The 12,501-nt window shown below is 61.7% G+C and carries 10 protein-coding genes; 4 read left to right on the top strand and 6 right to left on the bottom strand.

What is annotated here, in order from left to right; translation table 11 throughout:
* Positions 1 to 71 precede the first annotated feature (71 nt).
* Positions 72 to 614, top strand: a complete 543-nt coding sequence (locus L8U60_RS05670) for a YceI family protein (protein WP_269965401.1) — start codon at positions 72 to 74, stop codon at positions 612 to 614.
* Here L8U60_RS05670 and L8U60_RS05665 read toward each other — a convergent pair.
* The 5 genes from L8U60_RS05665 to L8U60_RS05645 are packed head-to-tail and all read right to left on the bottom strand — an operon-like array spanning position 611 to position 8,886.
* Positions 611 to 1,096 (bottom strand): MarR family winged helix-turn-helix transcriptional regulator, encoded by a 486-nt coding sequence (locus tag L8U60_RS05665; protein ID WP_269965400.1) that lies wholly within the window; start codon positions 1,094 to 1,096, stop codon positions 611 to 613. The two genes, L8U60_RS05670 and L8U60_RS05665, sit on opposite strands and share 4 nt — an antisense overlap.
* A 51-nt stretch (positions 1,097 to 1,147) precedes the next feature.
* A complete protein-coding gene (locus L8U60_RS05660; RefSeq protein WP_269965399.1) occupies positions 1,148 to 3,814 on the bottom strand; it encodes an AAA family ATPase in 2,667 nt (888 codons plus the stop codon).
* Positions 3,814 to 4,965, bottom strand: coding sequence for a metallophosphoesterase family protein (locus L8U60_RS05655; RefSeq protein ID WP_269965398.1), 1,152 nt, complete (start codon positions 4,963 to 4,965; stop codon positions 3,814 to 3,816). The genes L8U60_RS05660 and L8U60_RS05655 overlap by 1 nt, the downstream gene beginning before the upstream one ends.
* A gap of 60 nt (positions 4,966 to 5,025) precedes the next feature.
* Complete coding sequence (locus tag L8U60_RS05650; protein WP_269965397.1) at positions 5,026 to 5,883, bottom strand: SWIM zinc finger family protein; 858 nt, start codon at positions 5,881 to 5,883, stop codon at positions 5,026 to 5,028.
* A 3-nt stretch (positions 5,884 to 5,886) separates the two neighbouring features.
* A complete protein-coding gene (locus L8U60_RS05645) occupies positions 5,887 to 8,886 on the bottom strand; it encodes a DEAD/DEAH box helicase (protein WP_269965396.1) in 3,000 nt (999 codons plus the stop codon).
* Between the two features lie 191 nt (positions 8,887 to 9,077).
* Between L8U60_RS05645 and putP the strand changes: the two genes are divergently transcribed.
* From putP to L8U60_RS05630, 3 genes are all read left to right on the top strand, one after another.
* The gene (gene putP / locus L8U60_RS05640; RefSeq protein ID WP_269965395.1) at positions 9,078 to 10,670 is read left to right on the top strand and encodes a sodium/proline symporter PutP; all 1,593 of its coding nucleotides are present in this window, start codon (positions 9,078 to 9,080) and stop codon (positions 10,668 to 10,670) included.
* Positions 10,671 to 10,676: 6 nt separating this feature from the next.
* Positions 10,677 to 11,300 (top strand): HNH endonuclease family protein, encoded by a 624-nt coding sequence (locus tag L8U60_RS05635; RefSeq protein ID WP_269965394.1) that lies wholly within the window; start codon positions 10,677 to 10,679, stop codon positions 11,298 to 11,300.
* Positions 11,301 to 11,505: 205 nt separating this feature from the next.
* Positions 11,506 to 11,988, top strand: coding sequence for a DUF2269 domain-containing protein (locus L8U60_RS05630; protein ID WP_269965393.1), 483 nt, complete (start codon positions 11,506 to 11,508; stop codon positions 11,986 to 11,988).
* A 72-nt stretch (positions 11,989 to 12,060) separates the two neighbouring features.
* Here the strand turns inward: L8U60_RS05630 and L8U60_RS05625 are convergent, their stop codons facing one another.
* Positions 12,061 to 12,453 carry a DUF3592 domain-containing protein gene (locus tag L8U60_RS05625; RefSeq protein ID WP_269965392.1) on the bottom strand — a complete coding sequence of 131 codons (393 nt, stop codon included), beginning with the start codon at positions 12,451 to 12,453 and terminating at the stop codon, positions 12,061 to 12,063.
* Positions 12,454 to 12,501 lie beyond the last annotated feature (48 nt).

Below are 12,501 nucleotides of genomic sequence, written 5' to 3'. Positions count from 1 at the left end.
GCACTTACTATTGAGCACAGTCCCATTGGGGACACGTCAACAGCTTTAGGAAAATAGTTTAAGGAGTCACCATGACCAACACTCTGACCGGTACCTACGACCTTGACACCACCCACTCCACCGTTGGATTCACCGTGCGCCACGCCATGGTGACCAAGGTCCGCGGTAACTTCAACGACTTCGAGGCAACCCTGACCGTGAACCAGGAGAACCCGGCAGAGAGCAAGGTGGAGGCGACGGTGGAGACGGGTTCCGTCGATACGCGTAACGCTGACCGTGATGCACACCTGCGCACCCCGGACTTCTTCGACACGGACAACCACCCGCAGATGACGTTTGTGTCCACCGCATTCGACGTCGACGCCTCCGGCAACGGCACCGTCACCGGCGACCTGACCATTAAGGGCACGACCAAGTCCGTCACCCTAGACGTGGAGACCTTCGGCACGGAAGTTGACCCTTACGGCAACACCCGCGTTGGCTTTGAGGCACGCACCACCATTAACCGCAAGGACTTCGGCATTGACTTCGAAGCACCGCTGAACTCCGGCGGAGCACTGGTTGGTGAGAAAATCGCCATCGAGATCGACGGCTCCGGCATCAAGCGCGCTTAGTTAGCTGCGGGGGCATCCACATCGTCATTGGCTTCAACAGCCAGGATGCCCTCAAAGAACCGCGAGATCGCGGGAATATCGGCGGGGGCCAAATGGTCAAAGACCGCGCGGCGCACCGTCTCAACATGGTCAGGCGCAGCCTGCTCCAGGTGAGTCATCCCCCTTTCGGTGAGGCACACCATCACGCCCCGGGCATCGCCCGGGCTTTTTTCTTTGGACACCAATCCGCGGCGTTCCATACGCGTGATCTGGTGGGACGTGCGGGAACGGTCCCAGCCAAGCTCCGCACAGACTTCACGCAGGCGCAAGCGCCGATCCTCAGCTTCGGACAGCGTAACCAGCACCGCAAACTCCGGGCTCGAGAGATCCGCACTTTCATTCAATGCGGTATCCACTACTCGTTCGAGGGTCCGGTCGGCTGCCAGAAGCAACCGCCAGAACGCCTGCTCTTCATCGCTGAGCCAGCGGGGTTCGGCTGTCATACTGGCCTAGACTAGCCAACCCTCAGATGGGCGCGCGAATCCACCCGCGAATTACCGCCGGCTCTTCAGCTCCTGGATCGAAGCACTCTTGGCAGCGGCAACACGGTCGAAGCGTTGCGGGAAGCAGGTCAACACAAACACCTGGGAGCGTGTACCCACTTGGGTGAACAATGCGTTCATCAACTCCAGGCGCGTGGGGTCCGTGGCCCCCAAGGCATCATCGACGACCACCGGCATCGCATCCGGTGAATTCCCCGCCACCATGTCCGCGATGGCGAATCGCGTGAGCAGCGCCATCTGCTCCTTTGCGCCACCGGAAAGCTGGTTCATGTCCACCGTCGTGCCGTCGAGCGTGCGGGCGGTGACCTGCAGCGACTCATCCAGAGTGAACTCGGTGCCCGGGCTAAAGACGCGGGAGGCGTAGCGCTGCAAAGCCTGTGCGAACGGTGCCGCATACTTGGCCCGTGCCGCATCACGGTGCGCAACAAGGGTGCCGTGCAGCAGCTTGATGGCAGCTGCTTGGCGGCGCAGCCTGTCCCGGCGCACCCGTGCTGCCTCCAACGCGGCTTCTGCCTTGTCCAGGGCCTCAGCTTCGCCTTCCGCACTGGTCACGCGGAAACCGAGCTCCAGCTTGCGGTCGCGGGCAGCGTCATAGCGCCGGGTGAGGTTAGCTACGCGGTTGGCAGCACCCTCGCGGAGGCTTTCTGCCTGCTCCGGATCAACCTCCGCAACCTGGGCGATGAGTTCCTCGACAACTGCCTGAGCTTCCTTTTCAGCGTGTACCGCCTCCTCAGCGGCCGTGGCCAAGTCCGCATCGCTGACCTTCTCCCGTGCGGCATCGAGCTCAGCCTGGGCAGCGTCACGGATCGCAGTGTGATTAGCCACGCGCGCTTCAATATCCGCGAGCTTCGCCGCATCAGGCTGGGCAGCCAGCTGAGCGAGCTCCACCTCAAGAACATGCGCTGCTTCGCCGGCGTCCTTCTCCGTGGCACGTGCAGCTTCCAGCGCAGCATCGGCATCCTCAACGCTGAGGATCACACCGTCATTGCCGGCACTGTCCTCGGAGGACACTCCCGCAAGTTCACGCAGACGCACCAGCTCTTGGCGTAGTTCCTCCGGCTCCTTGCCACGAAGGATGTCAGCGCGACGAGCACGGTGGGTGGCAAGGGTGGCGGTGGTGTCCCGGTGTGCGTCGCGAAGCTTCCGTGCTTCCTCCAGCGATTCACATCCTGCGGCTTCCAGCGCACGCGCGAGCTCAGCCTCGGCATCCTCCACCGCATGGGACGCATTGGTTGTGCCGGGGGCAGCCCGGTAGGTCAACGTCACATCACCGATGGTCAGCTGGACACCGTCATGCAGGGCGAGGGATGTCGCCTCATCCCTGACTTCCACCTCTTCCCCATCAACGGTGACCGTCGACGCGGTGGTGGCGGTGAGATCCAGGCGAGCGGCCGCGGCATCGAGCAGTCGGCGTTGCAAGGCGACGTTCTGGGTAGCTCCCTCGATCGCGCGAACATCATCATCCGTCACAGGACGCGCGGGCAGGGCTGCAACGAGGTCCGCGATCTCCTTGTCTACCCGGTCAAGCTCATCAACCTGATCCTCGACATCACCGATGCGCTCATGCGCGATGGCAAGCTCGCGGGCGCGCTCCTTATCCGCAGTGGCCTGACGCGCAGCAACCAGTGCTTCACGGGCATTGGCGTGGGCGGTCTTCTTCTCCGCCACGCGCTCGTTTTCCGCCTCGGCCTTCTGCCGCGCGGGTTCCACGAGTGCGGTCAGTTCTTTCAGTTCCGTTGCTGCTGCCTCTGCGCGCTCCGTCAACGTCGTGCGGTACTTCTGGTCCGCCTCGGCACGTTCACGGTCCGTAGTAGCGCGCGCAGCCTTGTCTTTCGCCTCAGTGAGCTTGCCGGCAACTTCGCGTGCCTGGGCAGCTTCGGCTTCGCGCTGTTCGAGTTCCTTCTCCGCGTCGGGCAGTTCGGCTGCGATGGTGCGCATCTCCTGCTCACTGCGCGCGTACTCATCCACGTCATCCTCATAGGCAGCCTTGCGGGCCGCGGATTCGCGCACGGTTTCTTCCGCCGCAGCCACCGCGGCATCAGCGTCCTTGAGGTTCTGTTTCTCCGCACCAGATTTCGGGGAGAAGAACTTCTCGTATTCCTTCTGCACTTTCTGCATCAGGCCCGAATCCTCAAGCATGTCCGCCCCTGCGGCTGAGCCAGCATCCGTGCCTGTCTGCTCCAGCGCGCGGGTAAAGGACGGAATGCCAGCTGCTTCAATGACATCGGTGAAGGAACCTTGGCGCATAAACAACGCGCTAAAAAGCTGCTCATCCACATGCTCTTCGAGGATCTCCCGCAGGCGATTGTGCGCCTGTTCACCGGTGAGTTCCTCGCGTACGGGCGCGGTGATCTTCAGCTCGGTTTTACCCTTCGCACCTTTAGCAAAGCTCTTGTACACCGTGAAGGTGTATGGCCCCACCGTGGCGCCGAGTTCCACCGCAGGGGTCTCGTCGCGTCCGATCGGATTCAGTGCGCGAATATTCGCCGCGGTGGACGTGTGCTTCGCGGTGAGCACCGCATCGAGGGCATCGAGGATGGTGGATTTGCCGGCCTCATTATCACCGTGGATGAGAATCACGCCGGTATCCGGAATATCCGTCAGCGCGAGGTGCTCCACGCCGCGCACATTGTCAATGACCAGTTTGTGGATGCGCATTAGTTCGCCTCCTTGCTCAGACGAAACAGCAGGTTCACGGCGTCACGCGCAGCGGTGTCTCCCCCTGGAGCGCCACTCGCGCTGTCAATGAGCTCCGACATCGCGTCACGCGCGTATCCCGTGATGGGGAGTGCCTCAAGCTCGTCATCGCCGGGCTCTAGGTGCAAATCCATGATCCGATCGCGTGGGTACAGCGCGCCGAAAACATGCTCCTGCGCCGCCAAGCCCGCTTCCAACTCCCGGGTGGCCTCCAAGCCCAAGGTGCCGGCCAGCGAATACTTCACCACCGTGCGCCCCTTCTCCGGGTACGCCTCCAGCTCAGCCAGCAGGTGCTTCACATCCTCACCATCAGCCACATCCCAGTGCAGCGCGTCAAAGGTCCACTCGCCCACCTGATGTTCGGTCACCTCAATGCTTTGCTTATCGACGCTCACCACCAACGCCTTCCCCGAATTCACCTCATTCCCGGCCACGTTCTCCCGCCGGTCGTGGAAATCCGTGGTCTCCGGCGAACCAGAAAACCAGATTCGGCCGGTAGGCCCGATAGGACCGGCGGAGTGGGTGTCCCCGAGCGCAACGTAGTCGATGACACCGTCTTTCAGCGCGCGCTCCAGATTCGGACGGGACAGCAGAACCTCGGCTTCATCCCCGCTGCGCCCCTCCGTCTGGCCGTGGGCCACGAGAATGCGGATGGCATTCGTGGGTTCTAGGTCCGCAATGGCCTTCGCCGCCAGATCCTCGGAAGCATAGCGCGCCAGAAGCGGTGCGCCGACGATCTCCACTCCAGGACGGTGCTCCACCGGGGTGCTATCGCGAAGTACCGTGATGTTGTCGCGCTCATCCGCTTTCTCCAAGGCAGCGCCGGGCACCAGCGGGTCGTGGTTACCAGGCAGCAGATACACGGGCACCGGCAGCGCGTCAATCGCATCCAAAGCACGGCCCATCGTGGTCTCACTCAACGCATTGGCATCAAACACATCACCGGCGACAACGATGAACTCTGCGCCAGCTTCCACCGCGAGGTCACCGAGGCGGGTGATGGCGCGGAGCCGTGAATCGTCGAAACGCGACTGCGCTTCCGCATTGAGGAACCACCGCGTCATTCCTAGCTGGAAATCCGAAGAATGGATGAAAACAAGCCCGTCACTCATGCTGTCCACTTCTATCAGAGGGGTGCGACACGCCACCCGAGACTGTCGAACACTCGTGCTCTAGTTGCGTGTCAACGCGTCATACAGATCCTCCAGATCCGACACCGCGCGCAATTGGTCAATATTGGTAAAAGAGATCGTCTGCATGGCCTTATGCAGCAAATCCAAGTCCGAATCCTCAATCATCGGCGCCACCTTCGGCTGTGGCAGCGCCGGCAATTCGTGGCCGGCCCAGAAAAACTCTGAGCCCTCCGCCGCAGAATCCTTCGCCCGCTGCCCCGCGGTTTCGCGTAGCTGCTGATCGAGCGTATTCACATCCAGGTTGCGCAGGCGGAAGACCATGCTCGGATCCGAATCAACGAGCTCCGCCGCCTTCAGCGACACCGCCACCGCGTGCTTGCACACATCACTGAGATCAGGGCAATCACAACGGTAGCGGAACCGCTCATCACTGCTGGCAAACAGAATGTCCAGCAGACCACGGTCAAAGCGGCCCCGGCGCGCCAGGTCCAGCAGCGAGGGCTGACGCGTAATCATGTCCAGCGCCTCTGTGATCTCCGGCCCCTCGCGGTACGGCAGGAGGACCATCACGTTAAATGGCTCATTCTGGGAGCCTGCGACTGTGCTGACAAAACGTCCACTTTCCACGCGGAGGTCCAGAACGTTGCCGCCCTCCGCGTATCGGCGCCCGCGGGTAAATCTCCCCTGGTCCGTCGCGCGCATAGCCGCGTTGTAGAGCAGCTGCGCCGGATCGCTGAACTCTGGCTGCTCGTGCGTCTCCCCCGCACGTGTCTTCAGCACCTGTTTAGAGTCCACGCGCTCACCGGTGACAAGACGGGCTTCCTCGGCGGAACTGACCTTCTTGCGTTGGCCAAAGTTCACCCAGGTGACATTGCCCTCTTGGGGTCGTTGCACCATCGTCTACTCCTTTCCCCGATCGCGGTAGCTCATCAGTGTTGCCAGGTCATCCGCACCCAGCTCCGTGATCCAACCTTCGCCTTCGCCGATCACAGCACCGGCGAGCTGCAGCTTGCCGTCCAGGATGTCCTGGATGGATTCCTCCATCGTGCCGCGCGTGATCATTTTGTACACCTGCACGTTGCGGTCTTGCCCGATACGGTACGCGCGGTCCGTCGCCTGGTTTTCCACCGCTGGGTTCCACCACCGGTCCATGTGGATGACCATCGACGCGGCGGTGAGGTTCAAGCCAGTGCCACCAGCGCGCAGGGACAAGATCATCGCCCGCGGACCATTCGGATCTTGGAAGTCCGCCACCATCTGATCGCGCGCGGTCTTACTCACCCCGCCATGCAGGAACGGGATGTGTTGGCCGAGCCTGTCGCTCAGGTAGGGCTGCAGAATGTCACCGAAGGCTTTGTACTGGGTGAATACGAGCACGCGCTGATCAGTCTCAATCGCCTGATCAATGAGCTCCATGAGCATGGCCACCTTGCCGGAGCGGTGCTTGCCCTTCTCCGTCACCGGCGAACCATCAGCCAGGTAGTGCGCCGGGTGGTTACAAATCTGTTTGATCCGGGTGATGGTGGACAGCACCAGCCCCTTGCGCCCAATACCCGTGCGACTTTCCAGTTCCTTCTGCATCGCCTCCACCAGCGCGGTGTACAGCGCAGCCTGCTCCGGCGTCATATCCACCGTGACCACCTGCTCCGTCTTTTCCGGCAGATCCTCCACGATCGCCGGATCCGACTTCAGACGGCGCAGCACAAACGGCGCGGTGAGCCGTTGCAGCCGATCCTGCATGGCATCCGCCAGCTCCTCATCCCGGCGCGACTCAATCACCTTGGCAAAGTGATTGCGGAAAAACGCCTGGGAGCCCAGAATCCCCGGGTTCACAAAATCGAGGATGCTGCGCAGTTCCGCCAGCCTGTTTTCCACCGGCGTGCCCGTCAAAGCAATGCGGTGGCGAGCCCGAATCGCACGCACGCTTTTCGACGCCTTCGTCGCCGCATTCTTAATCGCCTGCGCCTCATCCAACACCACGTGGTCCCAGTCCACTTGGCCGAGGGTTAGGTAGTCACGGCCGGCGACACCATAGGAGGTGATGAGGAGGTCCAGCTCCCCAATCCACTCCACGAGCTTGTCACCCTTCAAGCGATTGGAACCGTGGTGGACACCTACTTTCAGGTCCGGCACGAAACGCTCAGCCTCCCGCGCCCAATTGCCAACCACGGAGGTGGGTGCGACGACGAGCGTGGGGCCAGTCTTCTCCTTCTTTTCTGCTTCCACCGCGAGCAAGGCGAGCAGTTGCAGTGTCTTACCCAAGCCCATGTCATCAGCCAGCACTGCGCCGAGCTGGTTACGCGACATGAAGTAGAGCCAGTCCACTCCCCTGCGTTGGTAGTCCCGCAGCTCGGCTTTCACCGTGTCCGGAATCTCCTGGCGGGTGGGTGCTGGCCGGTCAGTGCCACCAATGAGCGCTTGCATCCATACCGGGGAGTGCGCATCCCCCTCAATGTCCAACCCACTAGTTTCATGCTCCGCTGCGGCCTCCAAGGCCAGCTGGCGGAGTTCCTCAGCTGTGATAAGCCCCGTGTCCACTTCCTTCTTGCTCAAGGACTCAATATATTTGCGGGACTTGGCCAAGCTACGCGTATCCGCCAGCACCCACTGCCCGCGGAGATTGATCAACCCGGACTTGGAGGCCACGAGCCGGCGCATCTCCAGCTCCGTTAGTTCCGTATCCCCCAGCGCCAGCTTCCAGTCATAGGACACCAGCTGGTCCACCCCGAAGCGGCGCACAGCACCCGGATCACTTGTATCCGGCTCCGACACCGTCAGCTTCGCCGTTGTTTCCATGCGCTGCCAGGCTGCCGGCAGCATGATCCTCACACCGTGGAGGTTCAACATGCTCGCAGTGGTGTCCACCAGGCGCATGATCTCCTCGGTGGTGAGGTAGGAATCCCAGTCACCGTCACGCTGCGTCGTGGGCGTAAACGGGTGGCGCGGATGCTTATCCGGATCCAACAGATCAGACACACTCACTGCCGTGCGCAGCTGCTCCCGCAAGCTAGACAGAGATGCCCGGTCGAGCTCGCTCACCCGGATCGGGCGCGGCGCATCCCCACCGGCGCGTACCTGGGCACGCACCGGCCACTGCACAGCCTCGGGGGTTGCGGTGGGGTTCCCCACATCGTCGATAAGCTGCTCATCATCGGGCTCCTCCACGATGAACACGAGCTGCACATTGACCGCAGTAATCGAGCCGTTCCACTGTGCGATCTGCTTCGACACCGTCGAACCGCCGCGACGCAGTGCCGAGGAGGTAAGCAGCGCCTCCGCGAAATCGTGCCACGGGTAGGCGCGGGACTGCTCACGCTCATCGGCAAGAAGTGCCGTGGCAATCCAATGGACGAGATTCGTGGCCACATCCTCGTCCAGATTCATGTTGTTAGCGGTGATCACACCCGGCGCGGCCGCGATCATCGCCGCGAGCCACCCGCGCTCCTCCAGACCGGTACCCAACTGCCACTCCGGGAACCACAAGCCCTCAATCGGACGAACGCGGATGCTCACACGCCCGGCGCGAACGAAGCGGATGAGGCCGTTGTACAGGCGAATGATCCAGTACAGATCAGGCGCAATGGCTTCCCGTTGTGCCGTCGTGGCTGCCGGTGAATTCTCATCCAACATGGCTACCGTGCTGAGGAATTGGACGGTCTCACTCGGTGAGAACGCAGCCGTAGGAACCTTGAGCTGCAGCTGCTTTCCCTTTGGGGTTTGCAGCGTCACCGGATCGCGGCGACGGAACCGGCCATCCTGCAAGAAGCTCTCCACCACCGCCGGGAACGTGCCTTCCGGCACCTGGGACGGCATGACAATTTTGTGCCCCTCCACACGCTCAACCCACAGGTTGAGACCAGACCCGGGCAACCACAGGCCGTGCAGAAGGAATTTAGGCATAAGGTCTTTTCTACCACCGCACGGCGACACGCACCGCCCGAGCTTCCTCTCATAAAAAGGAGCCAGTGACCCCGCACACACCCCACGTGCGATATTCTGACCACACTTTCCACCTGTCACATGACAGGTGTGACATTTTCTCTTGCCTTACTACGCAGAACTATGCAGAACTCTGCAGAAAGGACGTGCGCATGTCAGCTAACACCTGGATCATCATCGCCGTCGTCATCTACTTCGGGGTCATGCTGGGCATCGGCTTCTACGGCTGGCGCAAAACCACCGCCTACGGCGACTACGTCATCGGTGGCCGTGACCTCCCCGCATTCGTCGCAGGTATCTCCGCCGGCGCATCAGACATGTCCGGCTGGCTCCTCATGGGCCTTCCGGGCGCCCTGTTCGTCTCCGGTATGAGCGAACTGTGGATTGTCATCGGCCTCTTCCTCGGTTCCTGGGCCAACTGGCAGTGGGTCGCGCCACGTCTGCGCGCCTACTCGGAGGTAGCCAACAACTCGATCACGCTGCCGAGCTTCTTCGAAAACCGCATGCACGATCAAACCCGTGCCCTGCGTGTCATCGCCGCGCTGATCATCATCTTCTTCTTCACGTTCTACGTGTCCTCCGGCATGGTGGCCGGCGGCCGTTACTTCGAGTCCACCTTCCAGGGTGACTACATCTGGGGCCTGCTCATCGTTGGCTCCATCACCGTGATCTACACCTTCATCGGTGGCTTCTTCGCGGTGTCCTACACCGACGTCGCCCAGGGCGTGCTCATGTTCGCTGCCCTGGCCATCGTGCCAATCATGGCCTTGTTCGCCATTGACAACCCCGGCGACATCTTCTCCTTCCCCACCAACCACGCCTACGGCCCGTGGCCGGAGGGCAACCCGGACTTCTTCAACTTCTTCACGGGCGTGTCCGCTGCGGCCATCATCGGCAACCTCGCGTGGGGCCTGGGCTACATGGGCCAGCCGCACATTGTCACCCGGTTCATGGCGCTGCGCAGCCCGGCTGAGGCACGCTCCGGCCGCAACTCCGGTCTGATCTGGGTGGGTGTGTGCTTCCTCGGCGCGATCTTCACGGCCATCATCGGCGCCAGCTTCTTCGGTCAGACCCAGCACTCCGTCGTCGACCAGGAAGGCTTTGAAACCATCTTCCTGGACATGACGCGCATCCTGTTCCACCCGCTGTTTGCCGGTCTGGTGCTCACCGCGGTTCTGGCCGCCATCATGTCCACGATGTCCTCTCAGCTGCTGGTGACCTCCTCCGCACTCGTGGAGGACCTGTTCAAGGTCTTTGCCAAGAAAGAACCGTCTCAGGCCACCCTGCTCATCGCGTCCCGCACGATGGTCATCATCGTGGCCATCCTCGGCATCGTCATGGCGCTCAACCCGTCCGACACCATCCTTGGCCTCGTCGGCTTCGCCTGGGCTGGCTTCGGCTCCGCCTTCGGCCCGGTGATCATCGCCTCCCTGTTCTGGCGTCGCCTTACCGCGCCGGGCGCTATGGCCGGCATGATCGTCGGTGCTGTCACCGTCTTCGTGTGGGGTTCCCTTCCGGCAACCTCCGACATCATCTACGAGATGGTCCCGGGCTTCATCTTCGCCACCATCGCCATGGTCGTGGTCTCCCTGGCCACCAAGCCCACCGCCGAGTCTGAGTCCGAGTTCGACACCCACGTCAAGGTCGTCGACTACGCACTCAGCCACCCGAATGAGGACTTCCACCAGGCACTTTCCAACATTTCTGCGCAGGGAGGGAACCAAACCGGTCCTCGCGCAGTCTAAGGAGGTATGAAGCCCTTCCACATTTATCTTGGGGCACTGACCGCACTCACCGTTGCGGTCGTGCCCCTTCCTTTTGTCCACACACCGCCTATTAGCACCACCTTGACTCTTCCTTCCCGGGAAACCGCTCCCGATTACACCCGGGCGAAATTCGGCGATGGCTGGGCCTACCAACCCACCGGCTGCACCACCCGCGAAACTGCCATGGCTGCCGCCTACGATCAACCAACCTGTTCCATCCCCTACTCCCAGTGGGAACCAGTGACCATCACCGACCCGTACACCGGCGACCCCCTCCCGCCGGAAGACGTGGAACTCGACCACGTCTTCCCCCTCCGCGCCGCCTGGGACATGGGTGCTCACTCCTGGTCCGATGAAAAGCGCCGCACCTTTGCCAACGATCCGGCCAACCTCATCGTCACCTCATCTGCCGCCAACCAGTCCAAGTCCGACAAACTCCCCAGCCAGTGGCTCCCCTCATCCCGCTCTTACCGGTGCGACTACTCCCGGCGCCTGGCCACCGTGGCCAATGCCTACGGTCTCCCCGTCACCCGCGCCGACAAAGCCGCCATGCGTCGGTCTTGTGCCACGCTTCCGGCAATGCTCGGGTTGCCGGCACTGCCGTTCTGACGAGGGTTGATGCCCGGGCCCGGGGTTTCGCCGAAAAGCGCGTGTAAGATTTTACGTGCTGCCGAAACTAAAATTTCATACCTGCAGGTCACAGATTTCTAGCGCGAGATAGTTACCGCAGCAATGTAAAATTTTACACAGCCACCCCTCGCCGACCCCCACGCAGCGCATGCAAAACACACCCCACCCCGTAGAGTGGTGACCCATGACTACTTTTCTCATTTTCCTGCACGTCGCCGCAGCCATCATCCTGATCGGCCCCGTCATGGTGGCTACCTCCGCGTTCCCGAAGGCAGCCAGCGAAGCCAACACTGGCGACGCCCAGGCAATCGGCCGCGCGGCATTCCTACACCGCACCTCCACCACTTATGGCCTGATCTCGCTGCTCGCACCCCTCCTAGGCGGCGCCGTGCTGGCCTTTGACTTTGAGGCATACCGCTCCAATTACTTCCTCCACACCGCCATCGTCCTGTCGGTCCTGGCATGGGGCTTCCTGTTTGCCATGGTCATCCCGCAGCAGCGCAAGATCGTAGGTTCCCTCGGCGCACTCGACCCGGCTGAGGCTGACACCCGCGACGTGACTACCAACATCGAGTCTGCCCGCGTCAAGGCAGCTGCCGGCGCCGGCATTTTCAACCTGCTTTGGGGCCTGGTTCTCATCCTGATGTTCCTGCCGTCCCCGGCATAAACCCAGGTAACCCCCAAGATCCACCGCAACCAAAAGTGGCTCCCCACGACGGGCGCCGCTTTTCCTTATTCCCTAGACCAAGAGATACAAAACGTACAACAGCAAAAGCAGGACGGCGGTTATCGCGCCAAACACTGCCAAAGTAATGGCCATTCGGCTCGCGGACTGTCGCACGTCCGAGGGGTCGTGCGGATTAAACCGTATGGGAATCTCCGTCCCAAGCGGTATCGCGGGCGCTAGATGAAAATCCAAGGCGCCACGGTGAACACGGTTCTCCTGGTCGGCGAACTCGACCACGGGCTGCCAAATCTTGCCACCGTCGCCTTCCTCTTCGAGGTTGTCCACCACCACGGCCACCGCGGGTTTACTGCCCCTGAGGGTATTTACTAGCGCGATTGCAACCACGGCAGTCAGAGCACCAGAGATGACTGCAAAAATGGCCACGATAATGATCACAGTTAACATGCTCTACTTCGCCTCCCCGACATAAAACCGCACCTGCTGGCCAATCTG

This window comes from Corynebacterium meitnerae (genome assembly GCF_027570075.1).
Classification (GTDB): domain Bacteria; phylum Actinomycetota; class Actinomycetes; order Mycobacteriales; family Mycobacteriaceae; genus Corynebacterium; species Corynebacterium meitnerae.
The sequence above is the reverse complement of the archived record's forward strand: the minus strand, read 5'-3'. Positions and strand labels throughout refer to the sequence as shown.

What these genes read in the sequence shown, in the direction of transcription:
- L8U60_RS05670 (WP_269965401.1), top strand. Translation starts at nt 72, where the DNA reads ATGACCAACACTCTGACCGGTACCTACGACCTTGACACCACCCACTCC.
- L8U60_RS05665 (WP_269965400.1), bottom strand. Translation starts at nt 1,096, where the DNA reads ATGACAGCCGAACCCCGCTGGCTCAGCGATGAAGAGCAGGCGTTCTGG.
- L8U60_RS05660 (WP_269965399.1), bottom strand. Translation starts at nt 3,814, where the DNA reads ATGCGCATCCACAAACTGGTCATTGACAATGTGCGCGGCGTGGAGCAC.
- L8U60_RS05655 (WP_269965398.1), bottom strand. Translation starts at nt 4,965, where the DNA reads ATGAGTGACGGGCTTGTTTTCATCCATTCTTCGGATTTCCAGCTAGGA.
- L8U60_RS05650 (WP_269965397.1), bottom strand. Translation starts at nt 5,883, where the DNA reads ATGGTGCAACGACCCCAAGAGGGCAATGTCACCTGGGTGAACTTTGGC.
- L8U60_RS05645 (WP_269965396.1), bottom strand. Translation starts at nt 8,886, where the DNA reads ATGCCTAAATTCCTTCTGCACGGCCTGTGGTTGCCCGGGTCTGGTCTC.
- putP (WP_269965395.1), top strand. Translation starts at nt 9,078, where the DNA reads ATGTCAGCTAACACCTGGATCATCATCGCCGTCGTCATCTACTTCGGG.
- L8U60_RS05635 (WP_269965394.1), top strand. Translation starts at nt 10,677, where the DNA reads ATGAAGCCCTTCCACATTTATCTTGGGGCACTGACCGCACTCACCGTT.
- L8U60_RS05630 (WP_269965393.1), top strand. Translation starts at nt 11,506, where the DNA reads ATGACTACTTTTCTCATTTTCCTGCACGTCGCCGCAGCCATCATCCTG.
- L8U60_RS05625 (WP_269965392.1), bottom strand. Translation starts at nt 12,453, where the DNA reads ATGTTAACTGTGATCATTATCGTGGCCATTTTTGCAGTCATCTCTGGT.